The organism is Methylophilus sp., from assembly GCF_052173275.1.
Classification (GTDB): domain Bacteria; phylum Pseudomonadota; class Gammaproteobacteria; order Burkholderiales; family Methylophilaceae; genus Methylophilus.
On record NZ_JBQMUL010000002.1, the window covers coordinates 946838 to 961367 of the forward strand.

General features: G+C 53.1%; 15 protein-coding genes. 9 read left to right on the plus strand and 6 right to left on the minus strand.

Annotation, left to right across the window (positions count from 1 at the left end):
* Positions 1–4 precede the first annotated feature (4 nt).
* Genes recQ through ACTS9Y_RS06045 form a run of 6 tightly spaced genes read right to left on the minus strand, consistent with a single transcriptional unit; the run spans position 5 to position 5291 of the window.
* Positions 5–1831, minus strand: coding sequence for a DNA helicase RecQ (recQ, locus tag ACTS9Y_RS06020; RefSeq protein WP_442585064.1), 1827 nt, complete (start codon positions 1829–1831; stop codon positions 5–7).
* Positions 1832–1845: 14 nt separating this feature from the next.
* A complete protein-coding gene (locus ACTS9Y_RS06025; protein ID WP_442585065.1) occupies positions 1846–2061 on the minus strand; it encodes a hypothetical protein in 216 nt (71 codons plus the stop codon).
* Between the two features lie 25 nt (positions 2062–2086).
* Positions 2087–2707: an RdgB/HAM1 family non-canonical purine NTP pyrophosphatase gene (gene rdgB, locus ACTS9Y_RS06030; RefSeq protein WP_442585066.1), complete on the minus strand. Its 621-nt coding sequence runs from the start codon at positions 2705–2707 to the stop codon at positions 2087–2089.
* Position 2708: 1 nt separating this feature from the next.
* Positions 2709–3428: a ribonuclease PH gene (gene rph, locus ACTS9Y_RS06035; RefSeq protein WP_442585067.1), complete on the minus strand. Its 720-nt coding sequence runs from the start codon at positions 3426–3428 to the stop codon at positions 2709–2711.
* Between the two features lies 1 nt (position 3429).
* On the minus strand, positions 3430–4359 hold the full coding sequence (locus ACTS9Y_RS06040) for a PP2C family protein-serine/threonine phosphatase (RefSeq protein ID WP_442585068.1): 930 nt from the start codon (positions 4357–4359) through the stop codon (positions 3430–3432).
* Positions 4356–5291, minus strand: coding sequence for a serine/threonine protein kinase (locus ACTS9Y_RS06045; RefSeq protein WP_442585069.1), 936 nt, complete (start codon positions 5289–5291; stop codon positions 4356–4358). The genes ACTS9Y_RS06040 and ACTS9Y_RS06045 overlap by 4 nt, the downstream gene beginning before the upstream one ends.
* A 217-nt stretch (positions 5292–5508) precedes the next feature.
* Here ACTS9Y_RS06045 and ACTS9Y_RS06050 point away from each other — a divergent pair, with 217 nt between their 5' ends.
* The 9 genes from ACTS9Y_RS06050 (at position 5509) to ACTS9Y_RS06090 (ending at position 14520) form a co-directional block, all read left to right on the plus strand.
* The gene (locus ACTS9Y_RS06050; RefSeq protein WP_442585070.1) at positions 5509–6402 is read left to right on the plus strand and encodes a YicC/YloC family endoribonuclease; all 894 of its coding nucleotides are present in this window, start codon (positions 5509–5511) and stop codon (positions 6400–6402) included.
* A gap of 108 nt (positions 6403–6510) precedes the next feature.
* Entirely contained in the window at positions 6511–7029 is a 519-nt protein-coding gene (locus tag ACTS9Y_RS06055; RefSeq protein ID WP_442585071.1) for a hypothetical protein, read from the plus strand.
* Positions 7030–7267: 238 nt separating this feature from the next.
* Positions 7268–8761: a circularly permuted type 2 ATP-grasp protein gene (locus tag ACTS9Y_RS06060; RefSeq protein ID WP_442585072.1), complete on the plus strand. Its 1494-nt coding sequence runs from the start codon at positions 7268–7270 to the stop codon at positions 8759–8761.
* On the plus strand, positions 8755–9699 hold the full coding sequence (locus tag ACTS9Y_RS06065; protein WP_442585073.1) for an alpha-E domain-containing protein: 945 nt from the start codon (positions 8755–8757) through the stop codon (positions 9697–9699). The genes ACTS9Y_RS06060 and ACTS9Y_RS06065 overlap by 7 nt, the downstream gene beginning before the upstream one ends.
* 60 nt (positions 9700–9759) lie before the next feature.
* Positions 9760–10593 carry a transglutaminase family protein gene (locus ACTS9Y_RS06070; protein WP_442585074.1) on the plus strand — a complete coding sequence of 278 codons (834 nt, stop codon included), beginning with the start codon at positions 9760–9762 and terminating at the stop codon, positions 10591–10593.
* 86 nt (positions 10594–10679) lie between these two features.
* Positions 10680–11417 (plus strand): peptidase, encoded by a 738-nt coding sequence (locus ACTS9Y_RS06075; protein WP_442585075.1) that lies wholly within the window; start codon positions 10680–10682, stop codon positions 11415–11417.
* Entirely contained in the window at positions 11417–12028 is a 612-nt protein-coding gene (gene gmk, locus ACTS9Y_RS06080) for a guanylate kinase (RefSeq protein WP_442586910.1), read from the plus strand. The genes ACTS9Y_RS06075 and gmk overlap by 1 nt, the downstream gene beginning before the upstream one ends.
* A 53-nt stretch (positions 12029–12081) precedes the next feature.
* Complete coding sequence (gene rpoZ, locus ACTS9Y_RS06085) at positions 12082–12297, plus strand: DNA-directed RNA polymerase subunit omega (RefSeq protein ID WP_055830603.1); 216 nt, start codon at positions 12082–12084, stop codon at positions 12295–12297.
* 6 nt (positions 12298–12303) lie between these two features.
* The gene (locus ACTS9Y_RS06090) at positions 12304–14520 is read left to right on the plus strand and encodes a RelA/SpoT family protein (protein ID WP_442585076.1); all 2217 of its coding nucleotides are present in this window, start codon (positions 12304–12306) and stop codon (positions 14518–14520) included.
* Positions 14521–14530 lie beyond the last annotated feature (10 nt).

Sequence of the window (14530 nt, forward strand, 5' to 3'; positions counted from 1 at the left end):
TCCTCTAAATCAATTCCTCCAATATCAGCAAAAATGCATCCCCATATTTCTGTAATTTCGCCTGCCCTATCCCACTAATCTGCCCCATTTTATCCAAGGTCTGCGGTTTGCGGTTGTGGATTTCCAGCAACGTACTATCGTGAAAAATAACATACGGTGGCACACCTTGCTCTCTCGCCAGTTCTAACCTTTTCGCTTTAAGTGCTTGCCAGAGCGGGTCATCATTCGCACCTTCAAATGCTTCTTTGGCGCGGGCGCTACGCTCGGCTTTGCTCATGCGTTTTTCCGGTTCGGCATCGCGGCGTAGCCAGACTTCCTGTTCGCCTTTGAGCACTGGCCTTGCCGCTTCTGTCAGCTTTAAGCCGCCGTAGGCTGCCATATCGGCTTCCAGTAACCCCGCTGCGATCAGTTGGCGATACACACCGCTCCACTGGTTTTGATTGAGGGTTTTACCTATGCCGAAGGTGCTGACTTTGTCGTGACCAAAGCGCTCGACTTGTGCGGTAGTTTTGCCGGTAAGCACATCGATTAAATGGCCGACGCCGAATCTTTGGCCAGTGCGGAATACACAGGAAAGTGCCATTTGTGCGACCTGGGTGGCTTCCCAGGTTTCGACCGGGTGCAGGCAGTTATCGCATTGTTCGCAGGCGCCGGGGTGGTTTTCGCCAAAATAGCGCAAGATGCTTTGGTGGCGGCAGGCGGTGGATTCGCAGTAGCCTAGCAAGGCGTCCAGTTTTAAACGCTCTAACCGTTTGCGTTCTTCTGAGGCTTCGCCGCTATCAAGCATTTGCCGCATGGAGACGACATCGCCCATGCCGTAGACCATCCAGGCGTTGGCTGGCAGGCCATCACGCCCGGCGCGGCCGGTTTCCTGGTAGTAGCCTTCCATGCTTTTTGGTAAATCTAAATGCGCGACAAAACGCACGTTGGGTTTATCTATGCCCATGCCGAATGCGATGGTTGCCACCATGATGATGCCTTCTTCACGCAGGAAGCGGCGTTGGTGCACTTCGCGCAATTGCGCGGGCAAGCCGGCATGGTAAGGCAATGCTGACCAGCCTTTTTCTACCAGCCAGGCGGCGGTTTCTTCGACTTTTTTGCGCGATAAACAATAAATAATGCCAGCGTCGTTCGCGTGTTCACGCGCCAGAAATGCCTGCAATTGCTGGCGCGCATTGTTTTTAATGCCAACGTGGTAACGGATATTCGGGCGGTCAAAACTGGAAACGAACTGGCGGGCGTTTTCGAGATTGAGCTGACTAATGATTTCGGCACGTGTAGGTGCATCTGCCGTGGCTGTCAGCGCGATACGCGGCACATCGGGGAAGCGGTTGTGCAGCACGGTGAGCTGGCGGTATTCCGGGCGGAAATCATGCCCCCATTGCGATACACAATGCGCTTCGTCAATGGCAAACAGGGCGAGGCCGGTGTGTTGCTGCACTTCGTCGAGCAGGCTTAAAAAGCTGCCGACCATCAGGCGCTCGGGGGCGACATACAGTAACTTGATTTCTCCGCTCACAACTTCGCGGGTGATGCGGGCATTATCCTCAGCACTGAGGCTGGAATTTAAAAAGGCGGCGTTCACACCCACTTGTTGCAGCGCTTCGACCTGGTCCTGCATCAGCGCGATCAGCGGTGAGACGACGATCGCCAGGCCATCGCGCGCCAAGGCGGGGATCTGGTAACAAAGGGATTTACCGCCGCCGGTAGGCATCAGCACCAGCGCATCCTGCCCGGCGATCACATGCTCTACGATGGCTTGTTGCTGGTGGCGGAACTGGTTGTAACCGAAAACGTCGTGGAGGATTTGTTGCGGTGAGGGGCTTGCCATGTTGGATAGCAAACCTAGATCTTGTTGTAGGGATTAATGAGCTGCTCTACTAATTCATGCAATGCCTTGCGCATCTGCTCTTCGCTGACTTCCATCAGCAAGCCGTCTTCCAGCGCATCTTGTGCGATCTGCTTGAGCTCATCAAAATTTTCAGACATGACTTTGACTTTTTCGGTGCAGGAAACCACCGATCCGTCGTCACGCACCCATTTGGGCCACTCATTTGTCATATGCTTGTTCTTTCACTCGCCGCTTTTACTGGCTTTTTTCTAACGCTTGTAGCAATTTTACCAAGGCCTGGCCGCGGTGACTCATTTTACTTTTCACTTCCAGCGGTAATTCAGCCACGGTTTTACGTGTTGCCATATCCATAAATAAGGGGTCATAGCCAAACCCGTCAGACCCGCGGAACTCGCGCAGGATCTCACCCAGCCACACGCCATCGGCAATGATCGGTTGCGGGTCATTTGGCGAGCGCACCAGCACCAGCACACTGTAAAAATAGGCGCGGCGATCACTTTCGCGCGACATGACTGTGAGCAGTTTATCGTTATTACGTTCATCCTGCGTGAGCAGGCTATTCGCTGGCAACGGACCGGCATAACGTGCGGAAATCACGCCGGGCGCGCCTTGCAGGGCATGCACACATAAGCCGGAATCATCAGCCAGGGCTGGTAAACCGGTGTGCTGGCTGGCATGCCGCGCTTTGGCCAGGGCGTTTTCAACAAAGGTTTCATACGGCTCCGGGCACTCAGGCACGTTGAATTCAGATTGCGACACAATCGCGATATTCAAGGGCGTCAGCACATGCGCGATTTCGCGGATTTTGCCTTTGTTACCAGAGGCGATGACCAGTTTGTTGAAGGTTAATGCCATGTTATTTCGCTAATGCCTGTTGTTGCAGTTGGGATAATTCGGCGATGCCTTTTGCTGCAAGGTCCAGCATCTGGTTCATGGCATCGCGGCTGAAAGGCTCACCTTCGGCAGTGCCCTGGATTTCAACAAAGCCACCGCTGCCAGTCATGACCACGTTCATGTCGGTATCACAATCGGAGTCTTCAATATAGTCCAGGTCCAGCACCGGCACACCTTTATAAACACCTACCGAGATCGCGCCAACCGAGTCTTTGATCGGGCTGACCGTGAGCAGCCCTTTTGCCAGCAAAGTACTAACAGCATCGACCATGGCGACATAAGCGCCGGTGATGCTAGCGGTGCGTGTACCGCCATCGGCCTGGATGACGTCACAGTCAAAATGGATGGTGCGCTCACCGAGTTTTTGCATATCGATCACCGCGCGCAGGCTGCGGCCGATCAGGCGCTGTATCTCCTGGGTGCGCCCGGTTTGCTTGCCACGGGCGGCTTCCCTGTCCATGCGTGAACCGGTAGAACGCGGCAGCATGCCGTATTCGGCCGTCACCCAGCCCTGGTTTTTTCCTTTGAGGAAACCAGGTACTTTTTCTTCGATACTGGCGGTACAAATCACGTGGGTATCACCGAATTTGACCAATACCGAGCCTTCGGCGTGTTTGGTGTAGCTGCGGATGATTTCAATACTGCGCAACTGGTCGTTGGCACGTTCGCTCGGTCTGGTCATTCTAAGAGTCCTCTTTTTTAATATGTTGCCGGGTTCTGCCCAGCGCGTCCTGTATATCGGCAATCGCCTTTTCAATTTCGTCATCAGTCAGATCCAGTGCATGCGGGTTGGGCATGGCGCCGGCCTGGCTAAGCATGGTGGTGGTGCCATCGCCCGGTAAATCCAGGGTAGAAACCGACAGCGGCGCGGTGTTGCGCTCACCCCACTGCACGGCAATGGCGCTCATATTGTCGCCAACGGTGATGCTGGCGGCATCGGCATCATCGAGCAGGCGCGTGACGCCATCTTGCATATTGGCCGCCAGCATATGCTGGGCCATGGTGATATCGGGCACGGTGTTCCACACGCCATCCGAACATAACAAGATGACATCGCCCTCGCTCAGCGGAATAGGATCAGCGAGCTCGACTTGTGGCGGTTTATCACCACCTACGCAATTATAGATTTTGTTGCGGTGCGGGTGACGTTCAATCTGCTCGGCCGTGATCCTGCCTTCGCGTAATAACGATTGCACCACCGAATGATCCTGGGTCTGGAATTCTTCCAGGCCGTTACGGTACAGATACAGGCGCGAATCGCCTACGTGCGCACAAAACAATTTATTGTGCTGGATCAAGGCTACCACTATGGTGGTACGTGGTGATTCTGCCAGTTTTTTGCGTACACGCACATTTTCAATCACGTCATGCACCTGGGCAATCTGCTCGCGCAGAAACTGCGCCGGGTGCGCGATCATGGGCTCGGATTCCCGCTGGAAGGCTTCTACCATGCTTTTGACGGCGATTTCTGCCGCTACATCACCGTGCTGATGCCCGCCCATGCCATCGGCCAGCACCATTAAAATCGCATGTCTATGGTAAGAGTAAGCTAGGCGATCCTGGTTATACGGACGCGGCCCCTGGCGACTGCCCTGCGCAATTGAAAATTTCATAGTGGTTTGGTGAGCACTTTAATAATTTTATCGACCAGAGAGCCGCGCACATCATCTGCCACGTGCACCTCAATCATCTTTTTCTGCAATGAAAACACACTTTGTGGCCGCATCAGGTAATCGATCTGCATACAGTCATCAATAATCGACAGCAGTTTTTCAGAATACACCTGCTTGCCCAGTTCTACCGCAGGCACCAGCGTATCTTCATTCAGGCGGATATTGGCCGCCAGTGGTGATGAACGTTGCAGACAGGCATACATGCTGGCGCCTATGCTGTAGATATCACTCCAAGGCCCCAGATGCTTGCGGTCTATATATTGTTCCGGCGGCGCGAAGCCCGGGGTGTAGGTCGGTGCCAGTGTCACCTCAGACAAGGCCTGGCGCGCTGATCCGAAGTCCAGCAGCACCGGCGAGCCATCCAGACGGATATAAATATTGGCCGGTTTGATATCCAGGTGCAGTAGTTTGCGCGTATGCACTTCACGCAGGCCATTGAGCAGCTCCACAAACATGCGGATCATGAAATTTTCCGGCACCGGCTGCGACAAAGCCATGATGTAATCCTGCAGCGATTTACCGCGCTCGTATTTCATCACCATATACACGGTGTTATTGGCGCGGAAGAAGTTTTTCACGCGCACGATATTCTTGTGCTCGATATTGGCGAGCGCCAGCCCTTCCTCAAAAAAGCACTTCATGCCATGTTTATAGGCGGCTTCATTTTTGCCATTGGAACGAATATGCGTCTGTCCATCGCGCTTGGCCAGTGTGACCGGCATGTATTCCTTGATGGCAACGGTGTTTTTCTGCTTATCCTGCGCCAGATAGACGAAGCTGAACCCGCCCAGACTCAACACCCGCGTAATGGTGTAGTCATGCAGTTCGGTGCCTACGGGCAAGGCAATATCGATTTTATTGGCGAGTTTCACTAAAGGTATAACGTACGCATCATGGCTTTAATTAAGGGAAACACGAAATTAAGGAAAGACGGAATGACAGCGTCTACGCGGGCGAACTGCTGCATTCCGCGTTTCCTTTAACTATGTTTACTTGTTATAACGCTATTTTCGCATATCGATACTGCATTTGATACAATCATCCGCTTAGCCTGCGCAGCAAGGCCTACAGAAGCAAGGTAAGTAGAATATGACCGTAAAAAAGAATTCCGCCCAGCAACCCATCCTGAGCATGACAGGCTTTGCCAACAGCGAAACGCGCTTTCCGGCCGGGCTGTTGCTGATTGAACTGCGTGCGGTGAATCACCGTTACCTGGAGCTGAACGTTAAAATTGAAGACAGCTTGCGCCAGTTTGAATCGCTGGTGCGCGAACAGCTGCAAAGCAGGCTTGGGCGCGGTAAGGTGGAATGCAGGCTGAGCCTGAAAAGCGATAATGCCAGCGCAAACAAGCTGGCATTGAACCCGGCCATGGTCACGCAAATCGCGCAGACACTGAAAGACCTCAACCAGCACTTCCCACAAGCGCAACCGGTCAACCTGGTGGATATATTCAAGCTACCGGGCGTGTTGCAAACCGAGGCGGTGGATACTGAAGCGCTGGCACACAGTGTGCAAAGCGGGCTTGCGCAGGCGATTGATGAGTTGATCGCGGCGCGTCAGCGTGAGGGCGAAAAACTCAAGCAGGTATTGCTGGACCGCCTGCAAGGCGTGCGTGAGCAAATCACCATTGTGAAACCATTGCTGCCGCAAGTGATACAGCAATATCAGGAAAAACTGACAGCGAAACTGCGTGAAGCGATGCAGGCAGACGATGACCGTGTGCGACAGGAAATCGTGCTTTATGCACAGCGCACCGATGTCGATGAAGAACTGGCGCGTTTGAATTCACACATTACTGAAATGGACCGCATCCTGGCTGCCGGCGGTCCTGTCGGCAAAAAACTGGATTTCCTGATGCAGGAAATGAACCGCGAAGCCAATACCCTGGGCTCAAAATCGGTGGCGATTGAAACCACGCAGGTTTCCATGCAACTCAAGGTGCTGATCGAACAGATGCGTGAGCAGATCCAGAATATTGAATAACGCCACAACGATGCAAAATGTGACGCCGCAGCCATGCGGATGTCACCGTTTATTGAATGTATGATGCTATAGTCAATTTACCTCAATATATTCATAGGGTTTAGACATATGCCTCTGTCCCGCTATGTTTTTCACTACTTGCTGCTACTCGCCAGCTTAGCCCCGCTCCCGTCCTTCGCTGAAATCACCACGTTGCCGATCCCAGATCAGGGCTGGGGCATCACGTTTGATGCGCCCAAACTGCGGCCAGTGCGGGAGGCAGATTCTAATGACCACTATATGTACTCAGCGAACGCGAATAACTTTGCAGTGACGCTCAATGTAGATACCCCTTCATGTAATGGCGGCGAGGCGCATGAAGAGTTGCTGAACTGTTTTTGGTCTAAAGCCAGTAAAGATCCTTTGATCAACCCGGCCACCGTTGCCAAAAGCTGCAATAGCCAATATTGCAAACTGAGCTACGATTTTGAAAACACCTTTCAGGACGCTGCCATCAAGCAAAAACATGTTCATTATCTGTTTGCTTACCGTGGCCGATGGGCGAACCTGCATGTGGCGGTTTCCAACCCCAGGGAAAGTGATTTACAGTTGCTGGACAAATTCGCAGCATCGCTGAGTTACAAATAAGCCTGATTCTTTCATTCTCCAATGCCAGGAGCAGGCTTTTTAATGTGTCTTGTTAATGTGTCTTGGCTTCCAGGTTTTTTAGCGCTTTAGCACGCCTTAACGCACCTTAATGGTGCGTTTTGCTTTTACTATCCCGACTCAATCACCCCAAGTCACTGATTTAATTAACAAATAATGTCTGGCACACGGCTTGCTCTTATGTAATTGATTTCTATAAGCAATGCAAAGGTCAAGGACCATGACGCAAACGGCCAAACAGTTTTTTGATGAAATGCAGGGGTATGGGGGCAATGTACGTGGCATCTATCAGGCGTATGACCGCTGGTTGACCAACGTACCTACCCAGCAACTGGCGGCCAAACGGGCGGAAGCAGAGGTATTGTTCCGCCGCGTGGGCATCACTTTCAACGTTTACGGTGAGGAAGATGGTGCCGAGCGCCTGATCCCGTTTGATGTGATCCCGCGCATGATTTCTGCCAGCGAATGGGCGCACTTATCCAAAGGTGCGGTGCAACGCGTGCGTGCCTTGAATATGTTCCTGCATGATATTTACCATGACCAGGAGATCATCAAGGCTGGCCTTGTACCGCACAGTATTTTGACCAATTCGCAATATCGCCCGGAAATGGTGGGCGTGGATGTGCCTAACCAGGTCTATGCGCATGTGGCAGGGATTGATTTAGTCCGCACCAGCGAATCGCAGTTTTATGTGCTGGAAGATAACTTGCGTACGCCGTCTGGCGTTTCGTACATGCTGGAAGACCGCAAAATGATGATGCGGCTATTCCCTGACCTGTTCAAGAAATACCCAATAGCGCCAGTTGAACATTACCCGCATGTGTTGCTTAATAATTTACGCTCTGTCGCGCAGACCGGTGTCACTGACCCGACGGTAGTATTACTTTCTCCAGGTGCTTATAACAGCGCCTATTTTGAACATGCCTTCCTCGCCCAGCAAATGGGCATAGAACTGGTGGAAGGCCAGGATTTGTTTGTCCGCAATAACGCCGTCTATATGCGCACCACGCAAGGCCCGCAAAGGGTGGACGTGATTTACCGCCGCATTGACGACGACTACATAGACCCCCTGGTTTTCAAGCCTGATTCCATGTTGGGCGTACCGGGTCTACTCTCCGTCTACCGCAATGGGGGCGTCACATTGGCCAACGCCGTAGGCACCGGCGTTGCCGATGATAAGGCAACCTATATTTATGTGCCGGAGATGATCAAGTTTTACCTGGGTGAGTCTCCCATCCTGCAGAACGTGCCTACGTATCAACTCAGCAAGGAAGATGATCTGGCCTATGTGCTGGATCATCTGCCCGAGCTGGTCGTCAAGGAAGTGCAAGGCTCAGGCGGTTACGGCATGCTGGTCGGCCCGACCGCCAGCAAACAGGAGATAGAAGAATTCAGGTTACGCATTGTTTCCAGACCAGCGAATTACATTGCGCAGCCGACGCTGGCGCTTTCCACCTGCCCGACCCTGGTCGATCAGGGCATTGCGCCGCGCCATGTCGATCTGCGCCCATTTGTGCTTTCCGGCAAAACCGTCAGCGTGGTGCCGGGCGGATTATCCCGTGTGGCACTCAAGGAGGGTTCACTAGTAGTTAATTCGTCCCAGGGCGGTGGCACCAAGGATACCTGGGTGCTGGAACGTGATGATGTGTGTGTAGAACAATCGCAGTCGCAAATGGCTGCTCAACTCCAGCGTCAGGAGGCCGTGATATGTTAAGCAGGACCGCAGAGCATTTATATTGGATGGCGCGCTATATCGAGCGTGCCGAAAACGTGGCGCGCGTGCTGGAGGTGACTTACAGCATGTCGTTGCTGCCCACTGACGCCAGCAACGAAGAGGCATTATGGGATAGCGTGCTGGAAATAGCCGGTGTGCGCGATATTTATGACGCCACCTATGATGACCTCAATGCCGCCCATGTCATCCAACACCTGGTGATGGACAGCAATAATCCTTCCAGCATTTACAGCTCTTTGCGTAATGCCCGCGAAAATGCGCGTGCGGTACGCGTAGCGATGACGGTGGAAACCTGGGAGAACATGAACACACTGTGGCTGGAATTTGGCCAGTATATCAAGCAGGACCTTACCCAGTCTGGCCTGAATGAATTTTGTGAATGGGTGAAAAGTCGCTCTCACCTGTTCCGTGGCGTGTGTTTTGGCACCATGTTACGTGATGAAGCCTTTAGCTTTGTGCGGCTGGGGACGTTTATGGAGCGCGCTGACAATACCGCACGCTTGCTGGATGTGAAATACGAATTTTTGATCCCCATGCAGGAAGCCAACGAAGGCGCGGTGGATTATTACGAATGGAGCGCTGTGCTACGTTCTGTAGCTGCCTTCCAGGCTTACCAGAAAGTGTATCGCGATGCGATCGAGCCGATGAAAGTATCAGAATTACTGATATTGCGCGAGGACATGCCACGCTCACTGCACGCCTGCTACGCCGAGATCATGCCGATTTTGCGGCAGGTGGCCGGTAGCCGGCAAACCGAGGCCGAGCGACTGGCCGGGCAAATGCATGCCAGGCTGCATTACGGCCGCATGCTGGATATCGTCAAAGATGGCGTACACCATTTTCTGGATGAATTTATCTTGGCGAATCGCAAACTGGGTGAAGAGATACAACGTAATTTTTTAAGCGCAACAGCGTAATGCCACAGGGGTTTATCAAATACCGTTTCCACCACACCATCTGGCGTTTCTAATTCGCCCATGCTGCTGAATATCGAGCATCAAACGCAATATATTTACAGTGAACCAGCACAGTACACCATTCAACAATTGCGCCTGACGCCGCGCAATGGCATGGGCCAGCAGGTCAACCATTGGGAGATCAAAGTCAACGGCCAATGCCACGCCTTTGAAGATACTTACGGCAACCTCACCCACACGCTGGTGATAGACCAGCCGCATCATGAATTACTGATTTCAGTGACTGGCGAAGTAGAAACCGGGGTGGAAAGCCCGCCTTCTCACCAGCCACTGCCGGTCGCGCTGTATTTGCGCGAATCCCCGCTCACGCAGGCGGATGCTGCCATGACGGCATTTGCCAGCCAGTTTACGCGGGCATCGTTAGCCGACATGATGTATGCGCTGCGCGACAAAATGGACTACCTCAAAGGCGCCACGCAGGTGCATACACCTGCTGCCGAAGCTTTCAGGCTGGGCAAAGGTGTCTGCCAGGACCATGCGCATGCGTTTATCGGCTGCTGCCGCAGCCTGGGTGTGCCTGCCCGCTATGTCAGCGGTTACCTGTTCACCGAAGATGGCAGCCTGATGCAAACCCATGCCTGGGTGGATGTCTGGCAAAACGAGCAATGGCTGGGGCTGGATATCTCCAATGGTATTTGGACCAATGAAACCCATGTACGGCTGGCGGTTGGCCTGGATTACCGCAGCGCCAGCCCGGTCACCGGCACCCGCATCGGCGGTGGTCTGGAAGGCATGTCCAGCGTGGTCAGCGTCAATCAAACGGCATTGACGCATGACCAGCGCCAGCAACATCAAGACCAGCTCTATCAACAGGCACTTTCCGCGCAACAATAAGCACGTGATTTACCGCAGTGGAGTCGTGCAGACGGCCCGTGCTATCATGTCACTTTAGCGACTCCGCTTTTTTCTTCCATACCGTTATGACATATTGTGTAGGCATCCTGCTGGAACAAGGGCTGGTGCTCGCGTCTGACACACGTACTAACGCGGGTGTTGACCAGGTAGCCATTGCCCCAAAAACGCATGTATTTGAACTCACGGGCGAGCGTGTGATCGTGCTGCTCACCGCGGGCAATCTGGCGATCACGCAATCCGTCGTCAACCTGTTGCGTGAACAGATTAAAGAGCCCGAACAAGGCACGCCCAACCTGAACAGTGTGCACTCCATGTTTGAAGCTGCCAGTGTGGTAGGGGCAGGCATGCGCAGCATCTATCATCGCGATGGCGAGTCGCTCAAGGAACATGGCATTGATTTCACCGCCAGCATCCTGGTGGCCGGGCAGATCAAGGGCGAAAAGCCGCGCCTGTTTAACGTGTATGCAGCTGGCAATTTTATTGAAGCCACTTCAGATACACCCTATTTGCAGATCGGCGAAACCAAATACGGCAAACCCATCATAGACCGCGTGATCAATTACCACACCGATATGATGGAAGCCGTTAAATGCGTGCTGATTTCCTTTGATTCCACTATCCGCAGCAATATTTCTGTCGCCATGCCTATCGATTTAATGATTTACCGTACCGACACTCTGACCGCCGATTGCCGCCAGCGCCTGACCGAGCGCGACCCATATTACGCCAGCGTCCATAAAGGCTGGGGCGAAGGGTTGAAAACAGTGTTTTCTTCATTGCCTAATCCGGAATGGGGTGCATGATGAGCCACGGCCATTTATTTGTGATTTCTGCCGCTTCCGGCGCCGGTAAAACCAGCCTGGTACGCGCCATGCTGGCACAAGACCCGCTACTTAAATTATCCGTTTCGCACACCACCCGTGAGCCACGTCCGGGCGAAGAAGACGGCATTCATTACCACTTTGTGCCTGAAGATGCATTTCTGGAGATTCTGGACCAGGGCGGTTTTATGGAAAGTGCGCATGTGCACAATGCCCGCTATGGCACCGCGCAAAGTGAAGTGGAAAATGCCCTTGCAGAGGGCCGCGATGTGATTCTCGAGATCGACTGGCAAGGCGCCCAACAGATCCGCACCCTGTTTCCGCAAGTGACTTCGATTTTTATTTTGCCACCTTCCATCGAGGCGCTTTCGCACAGATTGAACAGCCGCGGACAGGATAGCGAAGCCGTGATCGCCCGCCGCTTAGCCGCCGCGCGTGAGGAGATGCGTCACGTGCATGAGTTTGATTATGTTACAATTAATGACAATTTTGACGTGGCGCTGCAGGATTTGATCGCCATCGTGCGTGCCAAGCGCTTGCAGCTTGACCGCCAGGTTGCCTGCCACGCGTCACTGATTCAATTACTCACCTGATACCAGCGCAATCCGCCGCTGATCTGTGATTCAATACAATGTAGAGGTTTTTTATGGCTCGTATTACCGTCGATGATTGCTTGGACAACATCCCTAATCGTTTTCAACTAACCCTGGTAGCCGCTTACCGCGCCAGACAAATCGCCAATGGCTCTGACCCGCTGGTGGCCGGTTACGCTCAAAAAGACAAACCGACCGTGATCGCCCTGCGTGAAATCGCAGCCGGTAAAATCGGTGTCGAACTGTTAGAGAAAAAAGGCCAGGCTTAAGCATTTATGCCGCACACCCAAGGCGACCATGCCTATCGTAAGTCTAAATCACCACTAGAAGAAGCAGACTTACTCCCAGCTGACCGTGAGGATTCCCCCCTCACGCAGCTGATCCGTAAATACCTCAACGAAGAAGAAGTACAGCTGGTGTGGCAGGCGTATCGCTACGCCGAGCAGGCGCACGCCGGTCAAACGCGCAAAACCGGCGAACCCTACATCACCCACCCGATCTCTGTGGCCTGCATCCTGGCCAAGCTGCATCTGGATTTGCCCACCCTGCTGGCTGCGTTGCTGCATGATGTGGTGGAAGATACCGAGATCAATAGCGCCGAGATTGCCGAAAAATTTGGCAAGCAGGTGGCTGACCTGGTCGATGGCCTGACCAAGCTGGACAAAGTAGAACTGCAAACAGCCACCCAGGCCCAGGCAGAAAATTTCCGCAAAATGCTGCTGGCCATGAGCCAGGATGTGCGCGTGATCCTGGTCAAACTGGCCGACCGCCTGCACAATATGCAGACCATGGACGCCATGCGTCCGGAAAAACAAAAACGCATCGCGCGTGAAACACTGGATATTTACGCCCCAATCGCCAACCGGCTAGGGCTCAACCCTATTTTCCACGAACTGGAAGACCTGAGCCTCAAGTATTTGTACCCCAATCGCTATCGCGTGATTGATAAAGCTATCCGTACCGCGCGTGGCAATCGCAAGGAAGTCATCAGCAAGATTCTGGAAGCGATCCAGAACCAGCTCACGCACTACCATCTTGAATTTAATGTAGAAGGCCGCGAAAAGCATCTTTTCAGCATTTACAAGAAAATGATCGAGAAATCGATGAAATTGTCGCAAATTGGCGACATTTACGGTTTTCGCGTGATTGTAAAAGATACTGCCGCCTGCTATCTGGCGCTTGGTGCGCTACATGCGTTATACAAGCCGATTCCCGGCCGCTTTAAAGACTATATCGCCATCCCCAAAGCCAACGGCTATCAATCGCTACACACGACGTTATTCGGCCCGTTCGGCACGCCGATAGAAGTACAGATACGCAGCCAGGAAATGCACAATATCGCCGATGCTGGCGTGGCCGCGCACTGGCTGTACAAAACCACCGATGCGCACCTGACCAAACTGCAACAGCAAACGCATCAGTGGCTGCAACGCCTGGTAGAAATCCAGACTGAAAGTGACGACAGCCACGAATTCCTGGAAAACTTCAAAGTCGACCTTTTCCCCGACGAAGTCTACATTTTCACGCCTAAAGGCAACATTATGGCGCTGCCACGCGGTTCTACCGCGGTGGATTTTGCTTACGCGGTGCATTCTGACGTCGGCAACAGTTGCGTAGCGGTCAAGATCAATAACGAACTGGCGCCATTGCGTACTGAAATGCGTAACGGCGACCATGTCGAGATCATCACCGCACCTTTGGCCAAACCTAATCCGGCCTGGCTGAATTACGTGGTCACCGGCAAGGCGCGCTCACATATCCGCCATTACCTGAAAACGGTAAAAGTGGAAGAATCTGCCCAGCTGGGCGAGCGCATGCTCAATGTGGCCCTGCGCGCCATGCATATCCAGCCAGGTGATATTTCTGACAAGCAATGGCAAAAAGTCATGAATGACTACGGCGCCAAAACCCGCCAAACCATACTCACGGATATCGGCCTAGGCAAACGTAACAGCCTGATGGTGGCGCATCAGTTATTGGCACACCCGGCAGACGCTGAAGACAAAACCAGCAAGACGCTGGACACCATTACCATCCGCGGTTCAGAAGGCATGGCGGTGCAATTCGCCCCATGCTGCCGCCCTATCCCAGGCGACCCTATCCTGGGCTTTATCAATAAAGACAAAGGGCTGGTCATTCATACCCATGATTGCCAGGCCATCCGCAAATTCAAGCTGGACCCGGAAAAATGGCTGGATGTTGAGTGGGATGCCGATCCGAAAAAACTGTTCAGCGTGAACCTGCGTATCTCTGTGGTGGATGAACGCGGCATGCTGGCTAAAATCGCAGCCACCATCGCCAATGCAGATGCCAACATTGATAACGTCAGCGTCGAATCCAGTGATGGCAGCCAGTATTCCAACGTGAACTTCACCGTACAGGTGCACAACCGCGTGCATCTGGCGACCCTGATCCGTAACCTGCGAAAAATCCAGCAAGTGGTACGCATTAACCGGGTTAAGGGCAACCAGCTGGAACAACGTATCCAGTAAACGGCGGGTG

What these genes read in the sequence shown, in the direction of transcription:
- gmk (WP_442586910.1), top strand. Translation starts at nt 11,417, where the DNA reads ATGAGCCACGGCCATTTATTTGTGATTTCTGCCGCTTCCGGCGCCGGT.
- ACTS9Y_RS06070 (WP_442585074.1), top strand. Translation starts at nt 9,760, where the DNA reads ATGCTGCTGAATATCGAGCATCAAACGCAATATATTTACAGTGAACCA.
- rph (WP_442585067.1), bottom strand. Translation starts at nt 3,428, where the DNA reads ATGACCAGACCGAGCGAACGTGCCAACGACCAGTTGCGCAGTATTGAA.
- ACTS9Y_RS06090 (WP_442585076.1), top strand. Translation starts at nt 12,304, where the DNA reads ATGCCGCACACCCAAGGCGACCATGCCTATCGTAAGTCTAAATCACCA.
- ACTS9Y_RS06075 (WP_442585075.1), top strand. Translation starts at nt 10,680, where the DNA reads ATGACATATTGTGTAGGCATCCTGCTGGAACAAGGGCTGGTGCTCGCG.
- ACTS9Y_RS06065 (WP_442585073.1), top strand. Translation starts at nt 8,755, where the DNA reads ATGTTAAGCAGGACCGCAGAGCATTTATATTGGATGGCGCGCTATATC.
- ACTS9Y_RS06050 (WP_442585070.1), top strand. Translation starts at nt 5,509, where the DNA reads ATGACCGTAAAAAAGAATTCCGCCCAGCAACCCATCCTGAGCATGACA.
- ACTS9Y_RS06055 (WP_442585071.1), top strand. Translation starts at nt 6,511, where the DNA reads ATGCCTCTGTCCCGCTATGTTTTTCACTACTTGCTGCTACTCGCCAGC.
- ACTS9Y_RS06025 (WP_442585065.1), bottom strand. Translation starts at nt 2,061, where the DNA reads ATGACAAATGAGTGGCCCAAATGGGTGCGTGACGACGGATCGGTGGTT.
- recQ (WP_442585064.1), bottom strand. Translation starts at nt 1,831, where the DNA reads ATGGCAAGCCCCTCACCGCAACAAATCCTCCACGACGTTTTCGGTTAC.
- ACTS9Y_RS06040 (WP_442585068.1), bottom strand. Translation starts at nt 4,359, where the DNA reads ATGAAATTTTCAATTGCGCAGGGCAGTCGCCAGGGGCCGCGTCCGTAT.
- rpoZ (WP_055830603.1), top strand. Translation starts at nt 12,082, where the DNA reads ATGGCTCGTATTACCGTCGATGATTGCTTGGACAACATCCCTAATCGT.
- rdgB (WP_442585066.1), bottom strand. Translation starts at nt 2,707, where the DNA reads ATGGCATTAACCTTCAACAAACTGGTCATCGCCTCTGGTAACAAAGGC.
- ACTS9Y_RS06060 (WP_442585072.1), top strand. Translation starts at nt 7,268, where the DNA reads ATGACGCAAACGGCCAAACAGTTTTTTGATGAAATGCAGGGGTATGGG.